General features: G+C 43.4%; 16 protein-coding genes. 1 reads left to right on the top strand and 15 read right to left on the bottom strand.

The window, feature by feature from the left end; genetic code table 11:
* Window positions 1–37: 37 nt before the first annotated feature.
* The 13 genes from ACRBG0_RS16680 to ACRBG0_RS16620 form a co-directional block, all read right to left on the bottom strand.
* A complete protein-coding gene (locus ACRBG0_RS16680) occupies window positions 38–349 on the bottom strand; it encodes a hypothetical protein (protein ID WP_431487999.1) in 312 nt (103 codons plus the stop codon).
* Between the two features lie 89 nt (window positions 350–438).
* The gene (locus ACRBG0_RS16675) at window positions 439–1,044 is read right to left on the bottom strand and encodes a hypothetical protein (RefSeq protein ID WP_431487998.1); all 606 of its coding nucleotides are present in this window, start codon (window positions 1,042–1,044) and stop codon (window positions 439–441) included.
* A gap of 72 nt (window positions 1,045–1,116) precedes the next feature.
* Window positions 1,117–1,434 carry a hypothetical protein gene (locus tag ACRBG0_RS16670; protein ID WP_431487997.1) on the bottom strand — a complete coding sequence of 106 codons (318 nt, stop codon included), beginning with the start codon at window positions 1,432–1,434 and terminating at the stop codon, window positions 1,117–1,119.
* Window positions 1,435–1,556: 122 nt separating this feature from the next.
* A complete protein-coding gene (locus ACRBG0_RS16665; protein WP_431487996.1) occupies window positions 1,557–3,509 on the bottom strand; it encodes a T9SS type A sorting domain-containing protein in 1,953 nt (650 codons plus the stop codon).
* Window positions 3,510–3,786: 277 nt separating this feature from the next.
* Window positions 3,787–7,239 carry a pyruvate carboxylase gene (locus tag ACRBG0_RS16660; protein ID WP_431487995.1) on the bottom strand — a complete coding sequence of 1,151 codons (3,453 nt, stop codon included), beginning with the start codon at window positions 7,237–7,239 and terminating at the stop codon, window positions 3,787–3,789.
* Window positions 7,240–7,424: 185 nt separating this feature from the next.
* Complete coding sequence (locus ACRBG0_RS16655) at window positions 7,425–7,829, bottom strand: hypothetical protein (protein WP_431487994.1); 405 nt, start codon at window positions 7,827–7,829, stop codon at window positions 7,425–7,427.
* A gap of 69 nt (window positions 7,830–7,898) precedes the next feature.
* Window positions 7,899–9,032, bottom strand: coding sequence for a THUMP domain-containing class I SAM-dependent RNA methyltransferase (locus ACRBG0_RS16650; RefSeq protein WP_431487993.1), 1,134 nt, complete (start codon window positions 9,030–9,032; stop codon window positions 7,899–7,901).
* An 81-nt stretch (window positions 9,033–9,113) separates the two neighbouring features.
* Complete coding sequence (locus tag ACRBG0_RS16645; RefSeq protein ID WP_431487992.1) at window positions 9,114–14,243, bottom strand: choice-of-anchor L domain-containing protein; 5,130 nt, start codon at window positions 14,241–14,243, stop codon at window positions 9,114–9,116.
* Between the two features lie 278 nt (window positions 14,244–14,521).
* A complete protein-coding gene (locus ACRBG0_RS16640) occupies window positions 14,522–14,995 on the bottom strand; it encodes an Lrp/AsnC family transcriptional regulator (RefSeq protein ID WP_020537671.1) in 474 nt (157 codons plus the stop codon).
* Window positions 14,996–15,218: 223 nt separating this feature from the next.
* Window positions 15,219–16,652 carry a Glu/Leu/Phe/Val family dehydrogenase gene (locus ACRBG0_RS16635; RefSeq protein WP_431488011.1) on the bottom strand — a complete coding sequence of 478 codons (1,434 nt, stop codon included), beginning with the start codon at window positions 16,650–16,652 and terminating at the stop codon, window positions 15,219–15,221.
* Window positions 16,639–16,857: a CcmD family protein gene (locus ACRBG0_RS16630; RefSeq protein WP_020537669.1), complete on the bottom strand. Its 219-nt coding sequence runs from the start codon at window positions 16,855–16,857 to the stop codon at window positions 16,639–16,641. The genes ACRBG0_RS16635 and ACRBG0_RS16630 overlap by 14 nt, the downstream gene beginning before the upstream one ends.
* An 85-nt stretch (window positions 16,858–16,942) precedes the next feature.
* Entirely contained in the window at window positions 16,943–18,034 is a 1,092-nt protein-coding gene (ccsA, locus tag ACRBG0_RS16625; protein ID WP_431487991.1) for a cytochrome c biogenesis protein CcsA, read from the bottom strand.
* Between the two features lie 16 nt (window positions 18,035–18,050).
* The gene (locus tag ACRBG0_RS16620) at window positions 18,051–18,689 is read right to left on the bottom strand and encodes a heme exporter protein CcmB (RefSeq protein WP_431487990.1); all 639 of its coding nucleotides are present in this window, start codon (window positions 18,687–18,689) and stop codon (window positions 18,051–18,053) included.
* 227 nt (window positions 18,690–18,916) lie between these two features.
* On the opposite strand from ACRBG0_RS16620, the gene ACRBG0_RS16615 reads away from it, so the two are divergent.
* The gene (locus tag ACRBG0_RS16615; protein ID WP_431487989.1) at window positions 18,917–20,194 is read left to right on the top strand and encodes an N-acetylmuramoyl-L-alanine amidase family protein; all 1,278 of its coding nucleotides are present in this window, start codon (window positions 18,917–18,919) and stop codon (window positions 20,192–20,194) included.
* On the opposite strand, the gene ACRBG0_RS16610 is transcribed toward ACRBG0_RS16615, so the two are convergent.
* Both ACRBG0_RS16610 and ACRBG0_RS16605 read right to left on the bottom strand, forming a co-directional pair.
* Entirely contained in the window at window positions 20,191–21,270 is a 1,080-nt protein-coding gene (locus tag ACRBG0_RS16610; protein ID WP_431487988.1) for a PorP/SprF family type IX secretion system membrane protein, read from the bottom strand. The genes ACRBG0_RS16615 and ACRBG0_RS16610 overlap by 4 nt on opposite strands.
* Window positions 21,271–21,339: 69 nt before the next feature.
* Window positions 21,340–25,968 carry a proprotein convertase P-domain-containing protein gene (locus tag ACRBG0_RS16605; RefSeq protein WP_431487987.1) on the bottom strand — a complete coding sequence of 1,543 codons (4,629 nt, stop codon included), beginning with the start codon at window positions 25,966–25,968 and terminating at the stop codon, window positions 21,340–21,342.
* Window positions 25,969–26,261: the final 293 nt, after the last annotated feature.

The raw sequence follows: 26,261 nt of genomic DNA, 5'->3' as shown, positions 1-26,261 counted from the left end.
GAGATACTGCATGTGGGGTGGCGAACAAGTCGGATAGCTAATCAGTAGGCTGGAAAGAAAGCGTCTTTATGTATGCTTCGAAATACTTGAGTAACATCTCTTTTGAACGTTCCTCATTATTTTCGTTTTTCTGTAATATATATGAAGACCAATTAGCGCTAAATCTCCGACCTTCTTCCTGCATTAACCATTCATTAAAGCTCAAAGTTTCAGGTGCTGAAAAGTGATTAATACTCAGTTCATATCCGATGAAAAAGTTTACTAAGCTACTATAGCTGTCGTCATTGTAGAGTAGCATAGTGGCTCTGTTGTTTAACAGAAAGAATAGTTGATTCAATTGAGATCTCATTTTATTTATTTATTGGGAAAAATCAAAAAAACACACATGATTTAACCATTTAATACGCCAACTACTAACACCCCTATGTTGGTAGTTCTTTAAAGACTCGGAAATCTTCCAACCCCAACAATAAGCACAATATCAAGTGATTCTTTTTGATTTTTGCTCTCTGTGGGGATGATTAAGCCCATTTTATACTTATGCTTTTTACGGAGATTTAATTGAGGAGATATCCAACAGGAAAGTGGCTTGTCCGGATTACGGTTAAAAGAAATATAGCTGAAAAAATTCTCTTTTGTAAGATCTAATCTTGCCAATTCTTCCCCTGAGGTCAAATCAGTAAGCGTAAATTTCATTCCATCAAGTAAATTTATGATCTGATGCTTTTGCATATTAAATATGGAATCTACTCTCACCTGCTCAAGGTTTGGGAAGTAAAGCCTTACTTCATATTTATCAGAAGAAAACTGTGGTACGAATTTTTCGCAAACCAGTATTGGGGTGTCATCGATAGGTAGATGGTATACTTTGTCAAGTTTGCGTAAGCCCCAATTACCCTTGTCTAAATGAGATGGCGTTTTGTGACATGCAGAGAAAATCAGGATTAGGACAGCTCCTACAAGGCTTTTTTTCATATTTATAGTATCACCATTTGAGTCATGGCTAGGTTGTTCTACCTCTTTCTGTAGAAATATTTTCCTCATTTGTAAAATTCTTACTTATTTTTTTTGACCTAGTACATTGTACACTTCCAGCTGGTAGAGCAGGCTTGGTGATTATAAACCGCTTAAGTCAAGTAAGGGGAGTGATAGTAAGATCAATAATGAAGTTATTACTATCACTACCGATTTGTTACTGATTTTCCGAAGGAACAGAAAAATGAGTAACGCTTCAACTGTAAGAAAAAACATCTTAAAAATCACACCGCTCGCAAAGGGCCAAAACTCTTGCGCAACTAAATAAACGAGGTGATTGAACTCACCGGTTCTTCCATTAAATGAGAAGATTAGCCCAAAAATATTTACAATAGAAAACAGTAAAGCTGCTGCAATAGAAAGCAGATTGTTTTTTATTATTGTTTGGTTGGGTCTCATAGTTCCACGATTTTGCCTTACTTAGCAACCTCCGCAAAACGGATTTTTACGTACACTCTGCTGTAGGCAAAGTCAACGCCGAATTGAATTTGAATAAAGACATCATTCCAGCACACAATCCATTACCGCACCTTCACCAATTGATCCACTACCAAAACATGCCCTTCCAAATCTTTGATCCGTAAGAAATAAATACCCGTAACCCAGTTTTCTGTAGAAATACTTTCCTCATTTGTAAAAATCTTGCTTATTGTTTTTTGGCCTAAAGCATTGTACACTTCCAGCTGGTAGCGGGCCGGAGAATCGTTAATTTTTACCGTGAAGTTGTCATTGAAAGGGTTGGGGTAGATGGTCCAAGCGTCGTTTTCTAGAAGGTATTCGGCATCGTTAACCATACAGTTTGGATCATCGCTGGGGAGGATTTCTAGCGTGATGGTGGTATCTGTAAGGCAGCCCAGGTTATCTTCAATGGTAAATTGCAAGGTCGTCAGACCAATATCTTGAGGGAGTATAAGGATACTGTCTAAATTTTGAAAAAGGATATCATCGCTATTTTCCCAATACCAAGTGGCGGCGCTTACAATTTCTTCTCCATTTGCTTCAATTTCGCCTTCTACATTGATTCCCCAAGAGAAGATGACGCCATTATCCAGGCCTAGATTATCTGTTACTCTTATCTTCCATTCTCCATTTAATGGACAACCTTGCAAATCGTTGAAGCTATCTTCAGGCTCGTAGCTTCCGGCCGGGAAGTAAGTGTCCGTATAGGTGTAAATGGTGCCATCAATATAACTGGGAACCGTGGTGTAAGAATAGGTCGGGGCGTTGACATCAAACTCGATCAAGGTGCCATTGGCACTTTCTGGAACGAAGGTGTATCGATAGGGGATACCTAAAGTAGTATCGGAGGATACACCGTCAACAGGATTGTTAGCAAAAGGCTCTCCAAAATTAGTGCTCCCTGTGCCGCTTGGATAATCAAGTAAGAAAATACTACTCCCGTTAGGGCAAATCAGCTCGATATCTAAATCTCCGGAGTAAGAATGTTCCAGGTTCATCCAGAGGCTGTCTATTGGATTTTCTTCACTGACCGTAGCGCCTGCCGGAAATTGATTAAAAGTAATTACAGATTCATATTGCTCGCCAGATCCATCGGGGAGTAATAGCGTATCACCAAGTGCTCCCGCACTGTAAGTAACCAAGGTAGAAGGCAAAAGGGTGAAGCCAGGAATATTGTTCAATGAATCAAGCAAGGTGTACAATAGAATAGTATCGCCCCAGCAATAGCTGTCTTGCAGCAATTCGCTGGCTGCAAGGCTAATTCCCGGAGATACCCTGACAAAGCGGAAAGGAATATTTACGGTAGGACAGCCCATCGCATCGGTAATGTCGAGTTGTACTAAGTAAAATCCAGGCTCGGTAAAGACCTTCTCAACCTGGGGGCTGTTATTAAAGGTTCCGTCACCAAACTGCCAGTTAACGGTGCTGGTCGCCAAATCTTGAGGATAAACAAGCCCGTTCTGAGGAAAAATGGCTTGTGCATCAAAGTGTACGGTGTCTCCGGGACATATATCAATAAAAGGGGTATTCGATATCGCAGGGGGCATACTCGCTATGTCTGCTATTATGGGCTGGCAAGAGGATAAGCAGGCAATTGTAGCTTCCCAACCATCGCTTTCTCCTTCATCATCACTGCTAAATTCAACGTAAATACAACCGGTCAAATTAGCGGCTGTCGCTTGCACGGAAAAGGGAATACCTGCATGAATACTCACCGGTGGGGTGATCAATGGCGCTGAGGCATCGTTGCCGTCATAAAAACGCAGGGTATCGCCAGGTAGCAACTGGATGCTAGAAAACTGCACTAAGCTATGAGTGCTTCCTGTGCCATCACTGCAAATCAAGGTAGAGAGGGTAGTGTTAGCTTCGTAATCATCGTCTCCTCCTGGGTCAAAAAACACGCCGCCACAATCCGTTATGGGACTGCCGTCCATGATGTAATCTTGGGCGATGATAGGGGAATAAATGCCTAGAAAAAGAAACAGAGCAGAGAGAAAAACTTTGAGAGTGCGCATGTTTTGGTGTTTTAGTAAGGAACAATTTACTAAAATAGGTATTCGACTAAACATTAAGGTAAGTAAAGCCAAATAAAATGCTTCTCAATACTTATGGATTTAAAAGGATAGAAAACTGATCGAACGGATTTAACAGATTATCACGGCTTATTTAATGAAAAATATGTGTTGATCTGTTAAATCCGTTGGATCCGCGTTCTATTTAGGTTATTAATAAACTTCGGTGTATTTGCTCTAATATAAGATAGGAAATTACACCTTGCTAAATGAAATTGGCTTACTCCAACTCCACCACCAAATCATCCTGCTGTACCAGCGTCTTTTCTTTCAAGTGAACCTTCTTCACGGTACCGGCTACGGGCGAAGTAATGGTACTCTCCATTTTCATCGCTTCAATGATGAATAGAGGAGCATTTTCTTTGATTTCCTGTCCTTCCTTTACCAGTATCTTGCTGAGGTTTCCTTGCAGTGGTACACCGATTTCTTTATCACCGCTCGCTTTACGATTCATTACGCGTTCAACTTTTAGATTGCGGTCGCGAAGCTGTACAGATCGAGTCTGTCCATTTAAAGTGAAGAATACCAGTCGGTTACCTAGGTCATCAGCAGCGGTGCTGTTGAGGTACCTGATCATGATGGTTTTACCCGGAGCGATGGTCACCATGATTTCTTCATTAGGTTTTAAACCATAAAAGAAAGCAGGACTAGGCAAGTTACTGATTTCGCCAAATTCTTCGCGGAAGTCGGAGTAATCTTGATAAACCTTGGGGTAAAGCAGATAGGAAAGCAAATCTTTGATCCCTAAATCTTTGCCGAAAGCCTTTTGGAAAGTCTTGAGTTCCTTGTCAAAATCAATGGGCTCCATGTGAGCATTAGGACGCTCGGTGTAAGGGGCTTCTTCCTTGAGGACCAGCTGTTGAATTTCTTTGGGAAATCCTCCGTTTATCTGACCCAAATCTCCACGCATAAGTGCTTTTACACTGTCAGGGAAGGCCAGCTTGTTGCCTCTTTCGAGAACATCTTCCTTTGTGAGGTCGTTGCTGGTCATAAACATGGCCATATCTCCCACAACCTTAGAGGAAGGCGTTACCTTGATTAAGCCACCAAAGAGGTCATTAGCCGCTTGGTAATTGGCTTTGATGGTCTCAAACTGTTCTTCCAATCCCAATCCCCGGGCTTGTGGCCGCAGGTTCGAGTATTGTCCACCGGGGATTTCGTGCTCGTAAACGCTGGCAGTACCGGCGCGTAATTCCGTCTCGAAAGGATAGTAGTAAGCCCGCACGCTTTCCCAGTAAGCACTGTAAGCATTTAGCGAAGGCAAGTCAATCTTATTCTCCCGTTCATGGCCTTGCATCATCGCTACCACTGAATTGAAGTTCGGCTGCGAGGTGAGCCCAGAAAGGGCACTTATTGATACATCCACCACATCTACGCCGGCCTCGATTGCTTTCAAATAGGTCGCCGCCTGGATGCTACTGGTATCGTGGGTGTGCAAGTGAATCGGCGTGTCGACGGTTTCTTTTAATTTACTAACCAAAAGCTCCGCCGCAAGTGGTTTCAATAGCCCCGCCATGTCCTTAATGGCGATGATATGAGCCCCGTGATCCTCCAGCTCCTTGGCCATGTCCAGGTAATACTGAAGGGTGAATTTAGTCTTTGTAGGGTCGGTAATGTCCCCGGAATAACAGATACAGGCTTCCGCCAAACTGTTGGTGTTTTCTCTTACGGTCTTAATACTGGTGGCCATATTGTCGACCCAGTTGAGGGAGTCGAAAATGCGGAAAATATCAACACCAGTTTCGGCAGCTTCTTCAATAAAGCGAATAACCAAATTGTCTGGATAAGCAGTATAGCCTACTGCGTTTGATCCGCGTAGTAGCATCTGCAACAGCACGTTAGGCATTGCTTTACGCAGCTGAGCGAGTCGTTTCCAAGGGTCTTCCTTGAGGAAACGCATGGCCACATCAAAAGTAGCCCCGCCCCATACTTCCATACTGAATACATCAGCACCGTGTTTTTGGGCAAAGCTTTCAGCAACTTGGAGCATATCAAACGTACGCATGCGCGTAGCAAGCAAACTCTGATGCCCATCACGGAAAGTAGTATCCGTGTAATGAATTTTTGAGTCGGCCTTTAGGTCTGCGACAAAACCTTCGCGGCCTAATTGCGTGAGGCGATCTTTACTGCCTTGGGGGAATGGATTTTCTTTTACAAAAGCAGGCACCTGAGGTTTTAGGAAAACCTTCGTTTTGTCGTGGTATTTAACGTCAGCATTACCGTTGATATTAACCTCTGCCAGATAGCTCACTAATTTGGTGCCGCGGTCTTTCCAGTTAGGCGTTTTTAGGAGCTCGGGGTGGGCAGGGATAAAACCTACCGTCGCCTGTCCTTTCTTGAAAGTTGGATTTTGCAAAAGGTTTAACAGGAACCCAATGTTGGTTTTTACACCACGAATACGGAATTCACGTAACGCACGGTGAAGGCGTTCACTGGCTCCTTCAAGGGTTCTTCCCCAAGCGGTAACCTTTACGAGCATGGAGTCAAAATAGGGGCTGATCTTAGCACCAGGGAACGCACTACCTGCATCGAGGCGGATACCCATACCAGAGGCTGATCGATAGGCGATTAAGGTGCCATAATCTGGCTTAAAGCCATTCTGAGGATCTTCTGTCGTTACACGGCACTGAATAGCAAAACCATTGATTTTTACATCGTCCTGGTTTCTGATAAAGATCGTCTTATGTGCCAGAGGATAACCCATGGTAATAAGGATCTGAGACCGCACTAGATCAATACCTGTAATCTCTTCTGTAATGGTATGCTCTACCTGAATCCGGGGGTTTACCTCAATGAAATAGATATTTTCCTCCTTGTCTACCAAGAACTCTACGGTCCCGGCACAGCTGTAATTAACTTCCTTGCCAAGGCGAATGGCATATTCGTAAAGCTTCTCCCTCGTTTCCTTTTTCAGGGTGATACTTGGTGCAACTTCAACAACTTTTTGGAACCTGCGTTGCACAGAGCAGTCGCGTTCGTAAAGGTGTACAATATTGCCCTGTTGGTCTCCAAGGATCTGAACCTCAATGTGTTTGGGTTCTTCAATGTATTTTTCAAGAAAGACAGTATCATCTCCAAATGCAGTCTTAGCTTCTCCTTTTGCTTCGTGGTACTCCGTTACCAGTTGTTCATCATTGCGAACGACACGCATACCGCGCCCGCCACCACCAGAGGCGGCTTTGATCATAATGGGGTAACCTATTCTCTGAGCTTCGGCCAGTGCAATTTCGGCATTGTCAAGATCCTGCTGAGAATCTTCAATGAGTGGTACATCTACTGCCCGAGCAAGTACTTTGGCCGCCATCTTATCCCCGAGACGTTCCATAGCCTCTGGGCTGGGCCCTACAAAAGCAATGCCTTCTTCCCGACAGCGGCGGGCAAAATCAACATTTTCACTGAGGAAACCATAGCCTGGATGGATGGCATCAACGCCTTTTTCTTTAGCCAGTTTGATAATCGCCTCTATGTCGAGATAAGGCTTTAGAGGCTCATCATCCGGCCCAATTTGATAAGCTTCATCAGCTTTATACCTGTGTAGGCTATAACGGTCCTCAAAGGTATACATGGCCATAGTCCGCAACTTCAACTCGGAGGCTGCACGGAGAATACGGATAGCAATTTCGCCCCGATTGGCGACAAGAATTTTTTTGAACCTTTGGATCTTTTTGGGCATGGGGACAGTTGATTTTTTAGTATATGGTTCGGCTAAGGATTAGAAAAAGCGACACAAAAGTACTTTACGCTAGAGCGAAAGCCCTTTGTCGCCATCATAGCAGCAACCAGCAAGTAATATAACCTGTATCGATAAAATTGTGAAGTCTGAATTTTGCGTTTCTACGAAAGCTATCAAGATAGGCTTTAGTATCCGTAGCGCCAACCGGTGAATTTTCCTTCCAGATAATCAACTTGTTGTACATCTCCCAGTCGGAAACGAACAGGCATTTTTGTAGCCTGCTCCAGTTTTACCTCCAATCGGCAAAAGAAAGCCAAGTCTGCTGCCGAATAGCAATTAGGTTGTTGTTCGAGCGCTAAGGAGGAACTGCTTAGCGTCAAAGGAGATAAGTAAGAAGGTGCTGTTGATACATCTGAAGAAGAAGGGAGTCCAACAGGGAATATTTTGATAAAAGAAGAAAGGGGAGTAGTAGACTCTATCTTTTCTTGCAGTAAGAGTATTGGCTGCTCAATAGCTTCCTTTGTTTGTCCAAACAAGGAATTACAAGCTAGTAGCATGAACCCAAAACCAATCAATAAATATTTGTTCATGCGGCGGTAGCTTTTTAAAAGTCAGGTTTGCTGTGTCTATTCAAAGAAAATCAGTGTTCTATCGTACCCCTATCCTTTCTTCGTTCCAGCGTACAATTCGAATTTGTGAAATTTACAAGGAATTTGACTGTTCAACAAATGAATCTTGCGGGAAGGTCGCAGTCCGACACTTTTTATAGCCCTTAAATTACCAGAAAGTATCCAAGCTTGGTAACCGGTAAAATCTGTCTTTAGTTTATCTCCGATTTCACTGTAAAGGCCATTGATGTCTTCCGGATCAATTCTCAAACCATACGGAGGGTTGGTGACTACCGTTCCAGGCCCCTCGGGAGGGAGGAATCTCTGAAAACTACTACGTTTCACCCTAATAAAAGAGCCAAGATTAGCTGCATTGATATTGTTCTCTGCTATTCTGATGGCTTTGAAATCCTTGTCGCAACCAAGAATTGGAATATCGTAAGGTTGGCGTTGTGCCCGAGCTTCCATTTTTATTTCTTTCCAAAGACCAGGTGAGAAGTCCTGCCAGTTTTGGAAAGCAAAATCTCGGTACATTCCTGGAGCTTGGCGAGCAGCAAACATCGCAGCTTCGATGAGAATAGTACCAGACCCACACATCATATCTACAAAGGGCTGATCAGCTTTCCAACCCGATAGTTGGACCATTCCTGCTGCCAGTACCTCATTTAATGGAGCTGCACCACCATCGGTACGGTAACCACGCCGGTGTAGGCCATCGCCTGAACTGTCTAGCGAAAGGGTCGCCTCATTACGGCTGTCTAAGTGCAGATTGAACCGGATATCCGGCGATTTGGGATTTACGCTTGGGCGTTTTCCAGTCTTGTCACGAAACCAATCTGCAATAGCATCTTTGGTTTTTAGTGCCAAATACTGACTGTGAGTCATCTGGTGAGATTGGGTAACTGCTTGGATGGCAAAGGTTTGGTGCAGTTGCAAATACTTTGACCAATCTACTTCCCTTAATGCATCGTAAAGCCCCTGCTCATTTGGAGCGTGGAACTGCTTGATAGGGATTAAGATTCGTACGCCACAACGCAACCATAGGTTTGCTCTGTAGAGCAACGCCTGATCTCCTTCACAAGTAACGGCCCTTTTAAGAACCGTAATATTTTTTGCTCCTAAGCTTCGTAGTTCTTCAGCAAGAACATCTTCAAGCCCGGCCAGTGTTTTTACCAACATTTCCATTCTGCAAAGGTGCTGAGAAATTTGGCAAAAAAGAGAATTCTATGGCTTTTTCTTACGCTTAATCTTTAGGGACAAGGGTTCTTAGTCCATCAACAAGACATCTCCTTCTATGATGATCGTCTCTCCATTCTGTAAACGCAATTCTGCCCAGTAAACAAAGATGGCTTTGTTAAGACGTTTCCCTCTTGTTTTGCCATCCCAACCTTGTGACGGATCATTGACCTGGAAATTTTGATTTACAAAAACCAAGCCACCCCAGCGGTCAAAAATATTCAGAGATACTACTTCTGTGATTTGCTGCGGATCGCCATAAATGAAGAAGCGATCGTTGTTTCCATCGACATTATTAGGCGAAAATACATTGGGAACATAGACGGGGACCGTTTCGTCGACAAGTAACAGGATTTTTGCTTTTGAGCTGCAATCATTAACATCCGTCACGAACAATTCAAGGAAGGTGGTCTGTTGTGCAGTGAAAACAGGGTTTAGACAATCTGTACAGCTTAATTGTGGATCGTTGCTCCACTGGATACTAGCGATTTGATCAATAGCTTGGTCAAAAAGAGGTTCCAGTGTGTATTGTTCTCCCAGCTTTAACTCTACTTGTTCCTCTAACAGAATATTGATACCCGTAGCTTGACTAATACTGGTTACAGCAAAGACTTCGCAACCATTGATGTCTTGTACAACGAGGTCGTAAGTACCAGTAGGCAGGTTCAGAAACACAGGGGTACTCACAAAGTTATTACCGTCATCAATACTATACAAATATGGAGGGCTGCCGTTGCTTACTTCATCAAATACAATGCTGCCGGTTTCTTCACCACAGGCGATATTATTGGTAATGAGAGTTTCTATACTGGGTTCTTCAATAACAACATTAAAAACGTCACTAGACTGGCAATCATTATCAGTATTGGTGACAACAAGCTCGTAGGCACCAGGAGTGCTTGTCGTGAAATTATTTAGAACTCCTTCAGCTACAGTGGAGCCTGCAGCGTCAAGAATAGTATAAATAATGTTGGCTCCTTGACTTGAGTTACTGAGATCGATCACAGTGTTGCCTGTAAAGCAATCAAGAATGTTTATCGCCGGGCCTGCTTCAGCAGTGGGGGCATCTTGATCAAGGGAAACATTCACAATATCGCTAGCAGTACAGCCATTGAGCGTGTCAATAACATTGAGTTGAAAGTTGCCAATTGAGTTGGTGGTCAGTTGCCAGTTACCGGTATTTATTGGTGTGCCATCGGGGCTTACCCAGGTCGGTACCCAATTGATGGGGCCTTCTTCACCTTGTAAATTGGCGTTTATATCAAGGCAACCTATACTTACATCATCGCCGGCATTGGCATCTGGTGTAGTAAAGTTGGCGCTTATGTTGATATTTGTTTCGTTGGTACAATCATTATCGTTGTTAATCAAGCTTAAGGTATAAGTACCTTCTTGATCGACCATTAGGTCCGCATTACTGCTTAATAATACCTGACTTTCATCGTACCAGCTAAAGGAAAGGCTTCCGAGGGAATTACTGTTTCCAGTGATAATAATACTAGGCTGGTAACAATTGATGAGGGTATCATTAAGCGGTTCGAAAACCGGTACTTCTCGTTGCTCTACAACCATTGTTTGCAAGGTGTCAGCACAGCCATTACTCTGATCGGTCGTGATAAGAGAATAATTTCCAGCTAAAACAACAGCAACATCAGCTAGGTCGGAAGGACTGACTATACCACTTCCCGGGCCATTCCACTGATAGGAATAATTACCTGGGCCATTGCTGATATTAGAATTAATATCAATGGTGTCAATGCTACAAGTAAGTGTGTCTGGTAGGTTGAAATTCACAATAGGAGCAATCGTATCTATGCCTACATCAAAGAGAATTGTACTTCTACAGCCATTCGCTTCATCCCTGATGGTGAGAGAATAGCCTCCGGCTTGGTCTACCGTTTGTTCCCATGTTGTACTGGGCAAAATGTCGCCCATCGCATTCCTCCAAATAGGGGTGTAGTTTGCAGGGCCAGAGCTAGTGCTCAAGGTTACGGTCTCATTATTACAGTCAATATCGCCTGGTAAATCTGGTATGACTCTTGGTGCCAAAGTATCTATTGCGACCTGAAAATGAGTCGTTTGAGTACATCCGTTATCTGCATCTGAAAGCGTAATAAGGTAAGTGCCTGGTGTGTCAACTTGAGCATTAGCCGTTTGGCTAATCGTCATGCCCGATGGGTTTTCCCAGTTGAAACTGAGGTTTCCTGTATCAGGGCTTGTTGCTGTAAGGTTTAGTGTGGGAAAGAAACAGTTCAAAAGCGTATCAGGAATAGGATCAATGGTCAGCGATGACAAATCTTCGAATACTGTGCTGAGTAAGGTGTCTCTACAGCCATTCGTGATATCTTCTGCGATGAGTTGATAATCACCTGGTTCGAGTACGATTATATCCTCGACTTGTGAACTTCCATTGATTCCTCCGATGGGCCCATCCCATTGAAAGCTGTAGTTCCCTGATCCATTGAGGCTGTTTATATCGATAGCTACCTGGTTAAGGTCACAATCCAATGTATCTGGTAAATTGGCAAGCATAATCTCAGGAGCAATAAAATCTCCAGTAATGATGATCGTATCCCTGCCTGTACAGGATGTACCATTTTGGGTCGCGACTAATACATAAGTATCAGGTGTGGATACCGACAGCGTAGGCGAATTCGTAAGTAATGAACTACCGTTGATGTCTTCCCAATTGAGGGTCCAGTCTGGATCAGGATTGATAGCAGACAATTGAACAGTATCCTGTATACAACTAAGGCTGGTTGCCCCGCCAATCATTGGATTTAGATCGAAAGAATGAACATCCACCTGTATACTCATTGCGGCCGAGCAATTATTGTCATTGTCAAGAATACTCAAGGTGTAAGTGTCTGGTGTCGTCACACTTAGCATAAGAGGGTCGGGAGCTGCTATAATCGTATTGGCGGCGTCTGTCCATTGATAAGAATAGTTGCCATTCTGGCTTGAGTTGCTAGCGTCTAGCGTGATGAAAGATGTAGCACAGTCAAGGGAATCTATGGCATCAATGAGCACAACTGGAAGTATACTATCACCAATGATGGTCGTGGAGAGTGTGCTTAAACAATTATAGGCATCCGTAACACTGAGGGTATAGCTTCCACTTGTTAAGTTATCATTTAATGCATTCATATTGCCATCTGACCAAGCGTATACATAGGGTGTAGTCCCTCCACTAGCTTGCCCTTCAAGGCTTCCCAGAAGTTGGCAATCAGCAAAAAGATTGAGGGTGTCGATACTTACTTCGAGTAAATCCGGTTGATCTAGTGTAACGGAAATCGTATCCAAACAACCATTGCTATCATTAATAAAGGCATTATAGGTGCCAATATCCAGGTCATTTACAATTGCAGTATCTAATCCTACTTGATGGCTCCAAATATAGGTGTAAACGCCAGTACCCCCTGACGGGAACAACTCAATACCTCCATTGGCTGCTCCAAAGCAATCGATGGTATCCACCTGTGTGGTCGTCGTGATATCTACGACCAAGACTTGTGCTTCGCCATCTGTTGATCCAGTACAACCATCTGCACTTAAATTAGTGATTTCGTAAACTCCCGTGTTTACAATAGGTATTTGAAAAACGCCTTCTGATATATTGGTATAGGTCGTCGGAGAACCATTGGAAAGGAAATCGAAAGAAAAACTACTTCCATCCGTTAAGGTAATAGGTAAAGCTACGTTGGGCCGACCATCACAGAGAACAAAATTTCCATCCAATAAACCTGTCGGAGATTGAGCATGAACCATGTGGTACAAGGTGTCAGTAGCTCCGCATTCATCACTTATGACAAGCTGGATCGTATCATCCGCCATTGGAACGATATTGAATATAGAATCTTGGTCACCATTGGGCCATTGGTAACTAATATCGCCAGTGCCGCCTATAGGCAGCGCTACAAGCTCCAGACCATCACCTGAACAGACGCTGCCAGGGCCAAGGATGCTGCCTGTGAGTGGTTGTGTCTCAAGAATATAAATAGTTAATTCTGACTCGCTACAATCACAAGGGTTTCTTAGTTTGAGCGTGAACGTTTCAGTTCCTTCAATGATATTATCAGCAAAGAAGTCGATAACGACAGTGTCTGCAAATACGCCTGCAGGAATAACCACAGAATCAGGTAGAGCAGTATAATCCAGCCCTGCTGTTGCTGTGCTAGAGGGGAGCAGGGAATAGAATACAGTAAGATCATCAGTGAGCACTGAATCTCCTCTTGTAAAAATGATAGAAGTTGAGCCACAGCCTTCGTAGGAAGAGTCATTGCTTTGGCTAGGTCCTGTTACTTGACTTGCTACTCGAGAAGTAAGACCAGCAGCAAAACTATTGGCTTTGAGGAAAACAGCAGCATCCAATTGGTCATCAAAACCGCGATCACTTACCACGAGCTTGATGTGATAGGTTTCACAAGGAATTACCCTGGCTGAAGCGACCATCGGAACGGTAAAACCATCAAATGCAATGAAATCTGAAGCAGGGGCAGCTTGGTTTAAGCTACAACCCACTAGCCCAGGCGGTATATTGTTTTGATAGAAAACATTATTAAAAAAAGGGCTGATACTTCTTGCGGTAATAGCTTGGTTGGTACCAGGAACAATAGCAATATTGATACCATTGTTAGTGAAAGGGCCTGTTAGACCAGGGCCGTCAATGAAAAAACCAAATAAATCAATAAAGGAACTAAGGGAAAATTGGCAATATTCTTCAGAAGCAAAGACAAACTCAAAGGAGATGCTGTCCAACGTAGGTGTGAAATCAAACTCAAGGACAACGGGATCGAAAAAATTGGAATTAATATCCCCTTCCAACATGGATAAGGTCGCCAAATCAGGGTCGGTATTGGTAACGCCGTAACCGGTTGATAGTGTTTCTGCGTCTCCAAGATTGTGCCCAAGGTTAGGCCCCATGATTTCCTCTATATTTCCATTGGAGAGAATAATGCCTTCTGCAAAGCCTATGGAGGAGGAGCCATTCGTAAAAACGCCTGCCTGACCTACTTCACCACGAAGCTGAATATTAGAAACTTCGAAACATTCTCCTCCTCCTAGAAATACCTCTCGAATGAGATATTCACCATCTGTACTTGTCAATGCTGATATGGTATCAGACTGTCCATGCAATCGAGCACAAATGGCAAGAAGCATAGTTGGGAAAATAAGGAGTAACAAAGCCCTTGAGCTAGGGGGGTGGTTCATTTTGAAGTTGTGTTCCTAGGAGAATGCCGGTTACGAAATAACGAGTGGTATCCTTGAATAAGAATTATCCAAAGATAGTAGATTTGACGGGATGCACACTAAATAGTAACGGTAGGAATTCGACAATAAGGGTCGAATATTTTACAGATCAGGAAGGAGCACAATAGAGAAGTTCAGCCCAATAGTCATATTGCTATTGATGACTATTGGACTGAGATAATAAGCGTTTATTCGTACTTAAAAGGAAGTACTTTGCTATCTTTTACAGAAGAAAGTGTCATGAGTGTTTTCAAACGCTCAATTTCTTCAATTTGAGAGAGTGTCTTGAACAGTAATTTCTCGTAAGTAGGAATATCCTGACAAACGATTTTGATCAAGAAATCAGCGTCTCCTGTAATAATATAACACTCTACAATCTCTTCAATTCCCTTTATTTTTTCGAGAAAATGGTTGAGTGCGTTCTCCTTTTGCCAAGCCAGGGATACCAGTACAAAAGTTTTTACATTAAGCCCAATGGCTTGTGGGTTAACCTGAGCATGGTAGCTTTGAATGATCTCACTCTGTTCTAATTTCTTGACACGTTCAAGGGTTGGAGCAGGGGAAAGGCCAATTTTCTTGGAGAGGTCTAGGTTGGTTATTTTACTATTCTCCTGGAGGATCTTCAAGATTTTCAGATCGATTTTATCCAGTTTATCTGCCATTACAACTTTGTTATTCGTTAATCAAAAGAAAAAGCTAAGATAGGTAGCTTTGAAATAAATTACAATTTTTTCATAAAAAAGCCTATCAAAATTTTATTTAGAGCCTTTTTTGCAGGGGTGGACTTTAATAAAATTCGGTAATACTTTAATGAAAAAGAAACCCGTTGGCGGAGATAATCTCTACCAACGGGTTAATTAACGCTGAAAAACAACCATTATTATCTTATGGCCAAACACCAAAAGAAGTATAATCGCTGGCAATTTTATTAATTGCGTTAACAAATGCCGCTGTTCGTAAATCTTTAATATTACGTTTGCGCTTCTTGATTTCGCGAATTTGATGATAAGCTACAATCATGGTTTCTTCTAAACCACTGCGAACCAAGTCAATTTCATCAGCACCACGAGCAATCATGTTACGTTGTGCGGCATTTACTGTTTTACCAGTAAGTTCTTCCACAACATTGATGATGTTATTGTAGGTTTGCTGGTTGAATCGCTTATCCATTCTTCCGAAGCGCATGTGTGAAAGGTTTTTCAACCATTCAAAATAAGAAACAGTAACCCCTCCTGCATTAAGGTAAAGGTCAGGTAAAATCATTTTACCTGCTTCAACCATAATTTGTTGCGCTTCAGAAGTTACGGGACCATTTGCAGCTTCGGCAATGATTTTGGCCTTAATCCGTGCAGCATTCTCTTTGTTGATTTGATTCTCAAGTGCAGCTGGAACAAGAATATCACATTCAAATTCCATCACTTCTCTACGGCGTTCTTTCGGGAAAGACTTAGCACCTGGGTAGTTGAGAATAGATCCGGTTTCTGCCCGGAACTTTAGCAAATCATGAATATCAATACCGTCTTTCTTGTAAATGGCACCTTCAACCTCCGAGACACCTACGATTGAAATACCTCCTTCGTCTTGAGATATTTTGGCAGTGTAGGAGCCTACGTTTCCGAGGCCTTGGACAACCATTGTTTTACCTTCTGTGCCAGGGGTAATACCAAGCTTCTTCATATCTTCTGCAACAGAAAGAGCTTCACGTATACCGTAGTAGACGCCTCGTCCTGTAGCTTCTGTACGGCCTTGGATACCGTTTTGTGTAACAGGCTTACCCGTTACACACCCTGCTGCATTAATGTCCGTAGGGTTAAATGAACGGTAAGTGTCATAAATCCAAGACATTTCTCGGGGGCCAGTTCCGTAATCAGGTGCTGGAACATCAACCGATGGGCCAATAAAATTACGACGAACGAGCTCCGTGGTATACCGACGGGTAATTTTTTCCAGCTGGCCAGGAGTATATTCCCAAGGGTTAATTTTTACTCCGCCTTTTGCGCCACCAAAGGGTACATCTACGATGGCACATTTATAAGTCATCAAGGTTGCCAGGGCCATTACTTCTTCCTGGTTAACATGATTACTGTAACGAATACCACCTTTGGTTGGACTACGGTGGTGACTGTGTTGTACACGGTAAGCCTCAATTACTTTTACTTCACTTCCAAATTTTACAGGAAAATGAATTCGATAAACAGCATTACAGACTTTAATCTGTTGAAGTAACCCATCGGGTAAACCTGTGTGGGCTGCTGCGTTGTCAAAGTACTTTTGTACGCTTTCGTAAAATACGTCCGGCTTGTTATTAGCCATGGTCATTAATTTGATTTTCAATTTTGGTTAGTCTTCGGTCGAGAACGACCAAGAACAAAACAAGTCCAATAAATACGGCTACAATCACCGCTACTACTACGTACATTTTGCCCATGCTACGCATAAAGTCGGTTGAACCAGTCTGTGCAGCACCAGTGGTGAGGGTGAAAAATACTAGAAAAGCAGTAAGGATCCAGTTTGTAGCTTTCATAATGGATTATTTTGCGGGGGCTAAAGTCGATAAATTTTATAAATCTGCCGCTTTTTAGGGGCTTTCTTTTGCCTATTTGTGTGAACTATTTTTCATAATTGTCGTCCTCGTCCCATTTATCCCAAAGATATTCTTCTATCTGGGAAGCCCTGTAGAGTAGGCTGGCAACCCATGAGCTGACGAGTGTCCAGCCTATTACTGCTGGGTAAAATACCATTCGCATGGTGTTGTCAAGATCTTCTCCTCCTAGAGCAGGATTACCTCCGTTGCCGGGATGCAAGCTGTCAGTAAGACGAGGGAGTACATAAATTAGCGGGATCAGGGCGATGAATGCAAAGATGTTGTACACCGCAGAAATTCGTGCACGCTGCGCTTCGTCAGGAAAAGCACTGCGAAGTACGAAGTAAGCCATGTAAATCAAAAGCGCAATAAGTGTGGTAAACTGCTTGATATCCCAGCTCCAAAATTTCCCCCAAGTGTATTCGGCCCAGATAGCACCCGTCAATAACCCTAATCCGCCTAATAATAGTCCAACACTAGTGAGTGCCGAGGCCCAGTAATCATAGCGATTGTCTAACCGACGTAGGTATTTGATGCTATAAACCATGGCTGCAATAAAAATAATCATCATCGCTAACCATAAAGAAACGTGGAAATAGGTATTCCGGATAGTTTCTCCTAAAATATTCCGAAAAGGGAAGGTAATACCCTGCTTTTCGTGTAGCCCAGTCATCTTTTCATTGATCCACTGTTGCATGCCCTGATCAGGGTCTATGGAGTCTTGTGTGATAAGCACAGCATTGGGGCGGACAGAAGCACCATCAATAGGGTTGTCAATGACGAGGGCGAAATCTTGAACCCGTTGGCTACTAGGAAGATAATCGGGGATGTTGAATGCGACGCGAGCGTTCCGAGGACCTGTAACGTCAATGCTTTTTGCGGCGAGGCTGCGTTCGTTGTCCATTTTTAGCCACATCCGAAGGGTATCTTCTGCTTTGTCAAAATTGGTATTATAGCCTTCTATTTCTAGAATGAGCTCCTGTCCTGTTTTAGCAGAAGAAGGTGCCACCAGCGTAATGCCCGGTTTTAAAGGCACCAGCATACCTACGACAAAAACGTAAAGCAGAATTAGTACACCCAGTGCTTTCCACCAATATTGACGGATAAGTTTTTCCATAATGGTTTTCTGTTTGTTAATCTCGCCAGAGAAAGGGGTAAAGCAATATCGATACGCTTAGTAATACCAAATTTATGGCGACCAAGATAAGGATATCACTGGAAATGGAGGTGTCTTGAATTAGTCGTAGAGCATTAGCTCCAATTTTGACTAAAGTAAGGAGTATGGGGATAATTACTGGAAAACCCAAAATGGCCATTAACGTAGCGCTGTTTTGGGCTTTAGCTGATATTGCCGAGACAAAAGTAAAGGCGATTGATAACCCCATGCTACCCAGAAAAATAGCCAGAATAAATAAGCCTGTTTCCTTCACGGGGTTTCCTGTGAGCAATGCCAATGCACCCCAACTTAAAAGACTCAGCAAAAAGAGGAGGCTGGTATTGTAAATCATTTTTGCCAGCAACAACGCCAATGGGTGAACCAGGTTGTAGTAGTACAATTGCCGGCTTTGGCTCTCTTGTACAAAACTTTTGACAATGGCACTTACTGCCGCAAAAAGAATAATTACCCAGAAAATCGCGTTCCAGACCTTGGGCTGAATATCAATAAGGGCGGAATAAACCAAGACAATGGTGGCTAGCACGTACAGCACTATGCCACTAAGGGCATAACGAGTTCGCCATTCTAATATCCAGTCACGCCAAAGTAGGCGCATAGTCTGTTGTAACATATTCATCTAACCGCAAAGGTAACAAATCGTCATTTCTTAAGATGGTTGTTTGGTGCTGAATGGTTGATTTTTTACCTAAATATCGCAATAGACTGGAAGGTGGTACGATTGCGGCAGGTTTCTTAAAACAACTTCCATTTAAAACAACAGCTGATGTATATTTGCAAATCATTAAGCTTTAGATAGCTTCGGTAACAACTTTGAGAAATTACATGAATACCTACCACTTTATTAAATCTTTTCGTGCACTATCCCTAACGGCTTTTTGCTTCATGATGAGCTTGGGTATGTGTTGGGCAGAGGTCACTTATTACCAAACTAAAGCACTCGCTGGTGATGGCATCTATAGTATGCTCCGTCGCTATAAACTGGATGGGCATCGCTGCAATTTTGACCAATTTTATGAACTCAATAACCTCAATAAAAATACAGGCTTAAGGGTTGGTGAACTCTACTCCTTGCCTATTCAGGTATTTGATTTTGATGGCCGGACTATTCGCTCTACCATTGGCGAAAATGACTGGAATACTGCTGTGGAAATTCGAGATTATAACCGAGCGTTGGTGGAACTAGGCTTGTTAGAATCAAATTACGATAAGAGCCTCAAATTATTAGTGCCTTTCCATATTCAAAATTGTACAAACGAAACAGTCTCCATTGCCGCACCAGTAGCGACTGACCCAGAAGAGGAATCAGCAATAAATACTAGCACAGCCTCCGCCGAGGCAGATGGTGTATCCAGTAGCGGCGGGCGACGAATATTTCCAATATTTGGCCCTGAATATGCTTATACTCCTTTAGCCAGCACTAAGCTTAGGGGCAAAGTGTTTTATGTAGTAGGTGGGCATGGTGGCCCGGACCCAGGGGCCATTGGCCAGCGCGGAAACTATCGACTATGTGAAGACGAATACGCCTATGATGTTGCCCTGCGGCTTTGTAGAAACTTAATTGCACATGGTGCTACGGCATATATGATCAACAGAGACCCTAATGATGGTATCCGCAATGATAAATTTTTAGAATGCGATACAGACGAAGTCGTTTGGGGGGATATCCGCCAATCGTCTAATCAAAAAGTACGGTTAACCCAACGTTCTGATGTCATTAATGAACTCTACGAAAAACATCGCTTACAAGGAGTGACCGATCAAAAGGTAGTTGTTGTTCATGTTGACTCTCGTAGCCATAGCCAACGGACAGATTTGTTTTTCTATCATCATCCCTCCAGCGAAAGCGGCAGAGAGTTGGCTCGGCAGATGCAGCGTATTATGCGGCAAAAATACCGCCGGTATCGTGCAAATGGAGAATACCATGGAACGGTTACTGCTCGTGACCTCCACATGTTACGAGAATGCAAGCCAACCTCTGTGTATGTAGAGTTGGCCAATATTCGAAATACCCATGACCAGCAACGCATCATCATTCAACGAAATCGCGAATTGCTTGCCGATTGGATGCTAGAAGGGTTAATGAACGACAGTTCTAATTAGAATTTCGGACAAATAACCTTAAAGCGATCTTTGCTTGGGTGAACATAAATAAGGGAGAGTTCAAAGGCTCCACGAGAATTGTTCGCCGTTGAGAGGTCCGAAACAGTGACATCGTAGCTTAAGCCAAACTGCCAGCGTTCTACCTCCAAGATAGCACTGACAACCATGGCGTCAAGCCCTATGCCGCTTTCGGCTTGATTCGCTACTCTGCCCCAAAGGCCCGCTCTGATGGCTACCTCACGCCAATCACGGTTGCTATAACGTAGGTTCATTCCCCCAATGCCAAGGAAGGAAGGGCCCTGCCCCATAACTGCAATTGCTGGTAGAAGACTAGCTTCTCGGGTAAGGCTAACTTGACCTCCTGCCTGACCTACCCAACGACTATGTAGCATTTCACTTTGATCATCAAGGAAAGATACATTAGGCTCTGTAAGATGGTGAAGGGCACCTCCCAGGTAAAAGCTGTTGTCTTCATCAATAACGTTGTAGTAAAGCACGCCAGCATTGAACTCCATAAAGAGGTCCGTTTCCATCATGCTGAGTGCTTCACCATTAGAAGAAGCAAAATTAATGAAAGCGGTTTGGCTTCCAGGCATGACCTCGAATTGTTCCGTAAACCAAAGGTCATTCCAGTCGTAGGACCACTGGGCTATACCCAGTTGTGCACCACCAATCAAAAACTGACCAGAACCACGAGAACGGCCACTCCCAATATGTTTGAGATAAGAACCACTGAGGACCGCTCGCGATTGGCTAAATTGAGATTCTCCTACTTGGTCACGAAGAATAGCAATTCCCAGGCTGTAATAATCATCACGGCCAACCGGGCGACGGCCTTCAAATGAGGCTGCAATACTCTTGTATGCCTGGTTACCCAATACAGCATAGTTTTGTGTCCGATAATTGGCTGTAAACCGGTATTCTCCGGGGAAAACACCAGTAAGCGCGGGGTTCATCTGTAGAGGAGAAGAATAAAACTGGCTAAAATGGGCATCTTGTGCACTAAGCGCTATAGGAGCCAGAAGACTTAATCCAATAAGAAAAAGAAATGTATATAAGGTAGAGTTGATTTTCATGCTAAAGGTTTTGTAACCCGGGCAGCGGCTTGTATGCTGCTGCCCGGATAAATGGAATGACAGAATTACTTAACGGATAAGGGTGGTTTGGCCTCTCAGAATTTCTTCTGTTCCGTCTTCATGGAGTACTGTAAGTGACCAAACAAATACACCACCATTGAGCGGTTCTCCCCGGTAACTTCCATCCCAGCCTTTATTTGGGGTGTTTACTGGGAAATCTTCTTCAGCGTAGAGCATTTCACCCCAGCGATCAAAGATTTGGAATAAGATAACCTGAGTACCTGGCCTGCCATGTACTAGAAGTAAATCATTGATACCATCACCGTTTGGTGTGAAACCAGTAGGTACAACAGCCAATTTGGGCTTGTCTACAAAGACTCTCAACAGGTCAGTGTCTTCACAGCCATTTTCATCAATAGCGTAGAGTTCGTAATCAATAGTTGATTCTGGAGATGCAAAAGGATATTGGCATTCTTTACAACTTAATGTGCCTTCGTAAGGAGCATACCAGACATATTCAACATCACCTTGGGCGTTGGTCGTTGTTCCCGCTAGCTCTATACTGTCTCCGAAAACAATTTCGAGATCTGGCCCTGCATCTACAATGAATTCTCCTGGCTCAACAACCGTTGCGTTAGTCAAAAATTGACAACCATTGGCATCTTCAATAAAGATGTTATAATCACCACCGAACAAGCCTATTAATACATTGCTGCCAATGTAATTTTGATTGTCAAGACTAAAACGGAATGGCGGAGTACCTCCTTCTGTATTAATAGTAAGCATTCCATCACGCTCACCATAACAACTAACATCCTGACTATCAATCGTCGCTATTAATGCTACTGGTTGGTCGATCGTCGCTGTACGAATATCTTCACAGCCGTTAGCATCTGTGATCGTAATTTCATAATCGCCCGCAATAAGATTATCAAGGGATGAAGCAGTGGAACCACTTGGCCAGCTGTAGTTATAACCGGGTATTCCTCCGGTTACGCTAATGCCAATTGAGCCATCATTGTATCCAAAACATTCATTGTCCTTAATGCTAAAAGCAACGGACAAGCCAGTAGGCTCATCTACAATCTCTGAGAGTGTAGTCTCACAGCCTTCTTCATCACGCACCGTCACAGTATAGGTACCTGCAGGAATATCGTCAATTTGAGCAGTGGTTTGGTTACCTCCAGCAGGCCCCCATTGGAAGGTGAAATCACCGCCATTAGGACCACTAGGATTGATAACTTCGATGGAGCCATCATTATAGCCATTACAGCTAGGTTCTGCAACCATAAATCCGAAATCAACAGCTTCAGGGTCCATAAGGAAACGATCTTGTGAGGCTGAACATCCTTGCGCATCAGTAACGGTAACGGAGTACAGAATACCTCCGGGAACGTCGATCCGAACTAGGCTATTGGTACCATCCTCCCATTCATAGCTGTAGTCGGTTTCGGACATTCCTACGCCGCCCATAATCTGGTTAATTCCTACGCCTCCATCACTGTACCCATTACAAGTAGGGCGCTCGGCAATAAAATTGAAGGTAATGGGGGCCAATTCTGCGACAGTGGTTGCAGCAACAACCTGACAACCGAGGTTATCCGTAACTGTTACATCGTAAGCGCCTACCGCAAGATCTGTTGCAGTAGCATCACTTTGTCCATCGCTCCAAGCGTAGGTGTAAGAACCACCGCCACCACCAGCAATGACCACCGTTTCACTTTCATTGAGCCCTGCACAGCTTTGTAGTGTTTGGGCTGCATCAGCGTATAGACTATCAGGGGTGTTGATGGTGAACGAAGACATAATTTCACAACCCAGTGCATCCATGACAGTGTAGTCGTAATCACCAGCTGTCAAATTTCCAATTGTGGGGTCGGCATAAGTCATGCCGTCAATCAGAATGCTGAAAGGTGCTTCTCCTGCATCAATATTTATCACTGCTTCTCCATCAGAAAATCCAAAGCAACTTACATCTGTTAAGACAGGTAAGGAAATCTCTAAATCACAGAAAGAAGAGGTGCAGGTGCTAGATCCAAGTGGAACAATACAGTTGTTATTGGTGCCATTGAAAAATGCACGAACTTCTATGGTCACTTCGTCGCCATTGTTTAAACCTTGAACCAATAATTCAAGATCAGTAATAGGCCCCATCCAACCTTGAGGACCACTTGGCAATATTAGGTTGTATTCGTATTCTGTGACACCAGGTATTGGTAGCCAACTGAATAGTAAATCGCCACCCTGCTCGTCGCAAGAAACGATAGGAGCAGGAACATCTTCTATTACGGCAACAAGTACACTGTCAATAACGCTACAGCCGTATTCATCTTCTATCAATATCTCATACAAGGTACTGGAGGATGGGCTGGCAACAGGAGTCGGGCAATCCGTACAGTTGAGCCCGCCACTTGGCGTCCAAGTGTAAGTATATTCGTTCTCATTGTTAAAGGTGATCGACCATTCTAAAAGTTCTCCAAATTGGAGTGGTCCAAAGGCATCTGTAATCAATAGTTCCCATTCTCCGTTTATAGGAGAACCTATGAGGCTGTTCCAGTTGCCTTCAGGCTGGAATTCACCTGTGTAAGGTGGAGTTCCAGCATTAATGGAAACAAGAGCTGATGGAGAAAAGCAGGTGTTGATAAAGCCTTGATTAGATCCACCGCCATTGGCAGTTGATAGGGGAACAATACTCCCGTCAGGTGCCTCTAGGCTAACGTTTACATCCGCAGCAAAGTCTGTAGTTAGACTAAAACATACCGATTCAATATCCGATAGTGGATTCGTTATAAGAATAGGGTTTATACTGTTGACATTGAGTGGACTGCGGTATGCATTCCCCGGAGGGTGATTTGCATTGCCTACAGGATATTGTGGGAATCGCTCAAATGTAATAGGTTGGGCAATAGGTGGTATTTGTGAAAGGTCAAGATTAGCCGTTTCGCCTTCGCACAATACTACGTCTTCTTGTTCTTCAAATTCGATATTGCAATTGTAGCAATCTGGGTGAGTGGGAGGAAGCACTTCAAAATTAAGAGTAGTATCATTTAAACAGCCAAAATCGTCTAAGACGAAAAAAGTATACGCTGCAAAACCTGCATTAACAGGCGATGCTAAGATGCTGTCTTGAGTGGCACTTATGACGGTCGGATTAGTTTCCCATCCATAGTCAACAAAAGTGGGAGTAAAGGTCTCTACATCCGGGAATAAGTAGTCTTTGAAAGTAATACTCCATTCAAATAACCAGCCATTATCAAGTCCCAAGTTATCTGTCACGCGGATCGTCCAGTCACCATTTAGTGGACATCCTAGGAAGTTGGCAAAACTTTCTTCAGGCTGGTACTCTCCTTCCGGGAAATAACTATCAGTGTAGGTGAAAGTATTTCCAGTATTGTTACTTGGTACAGTGGTGTAGGTGTAGGTAGGAGCCATGCCGTCGAAATCAGGTAATGTTCCGTTGGCAGCAGTTTCTGTAAAGGTATAAGTGTAAGGTATTCCTGGCGTAACATCACTGGACTGTCCATCCACGGGGTTACTGGCAAAAGGTTCTCCAAAGTTAGTAGAACCTAAGCCTGAGGGGTAGTCCAGAATATAAATAGAAGTTCCATCAGGGCAAATTAGCTCAATATCAAGGTCACCACTATAGGAGTGTTCTAAGTCTAATGTAACCGAACATATATCTGAAGGATTGGTAAGCGTAGCTCCTGGTCGGAATTGAGTAAAACTAATGCTCTCCTGGTACTGACCACCGCTACCGTCAGGTAACAAAAGGGTATCAGACCTAACGCCCGCTTGAGCAAACGTCCCGGTATTAGGAAAAACAGTTACGTTAGAACTGCTCATCGGGTCTATAGAGGAGGTAACCATGATAGAATCTCCACTACATATAGTAGGATCAAGTGATCCTCCGAATTGATAAGAAGGGTAGGGGGATACTCTAATTCTTTGAGAGATAAAGTTGGTGTTTTCGCAACCAAATTGATCTCTGATTTCTAATTGGACAATATAACCTCCGGGTTCATCAAAAACATTGGTAACATTAGGACCAATGGCCGTGTTTCCATTACCAAAATCCCACTCGAAAGTACTAGTCTGGTCACTGTGGTTATAAACCAAGCCGTCCTGAGGGTATATACCCGAACCATTAAAACTTACCCGGTCCCCGGGGCAAATATCTATCCAGCCGGTATCCACAGGCATCATAGCAGGTGTGGTGTTGACCAAGTCCGCAAGAATAATCTGACAAGCAGCTATACAGTTGATATCAGCACTCCAGCCAGTATTGCCTTCATCTGTACCATCGGAGGTGAATACTACCGTAATACAACCGCTGAGGTTAGCTGCCGTTGCCTGAATGATGAAAGGATTCGTTGGGTCGAGAAGAAACGCTCCGTCAACCGCGAAAGCGGGGTCAGGGTTGTCTGCATCATAAAAGGTGATGCTTTCTCCTGGGCCAATGTCAATACTGGAGAAAATCAGCTGAATGTGGGTGCCTTCGGTACCGTCGCTACAAATTACAGTAGTGAAATTTTCATTCAACCCGTAATTAGCGGAACCACCTCCGCTATCTTGGAAAAAGCCTTCACAATCTGTGATAGGATTTCCGTTCATAGTGTAGCTCTGGGCAGAGAGACTGAAAGAACAAATTCCCATAAAAAACAGGAATGTCCAGATGTGTCTGGGTAAAAGTTGTCCCATGGATGACCTTTTTTGTTTCAAATTAACGGGTTACAAAGCTTATGCCTGTCTGCAAGGCAGTCAGACGCTATTAGCATTCGAACTGGGATGCAGTTCATGGGAAGGGCAAAATAAATACCGGGGAATCCAGTAAAGAGAAGTTTGAAAAGTTGCTACGTGCTTAGCAAATGTAAACATCTCAGATTAATTAGCCTAATTATTCCCCAAATTGTTTCATCCTCCATTCTAGGGTGACAAATGTATTTTTTATTTCTGAGACCGACCATTTTTTCCTTATAAGATTCGGATGGTTG

The organism is Lewinella sp. (genome assembly GCF_050633125.1).
GTDB lineage: Bacteria > Bacteroidota > Bacteroidia > Chitinophagales > Saprospiraceae > Lewinella.
This window is presented reverse-complemented; position numbering and strand designations above follow the sequence as displayed.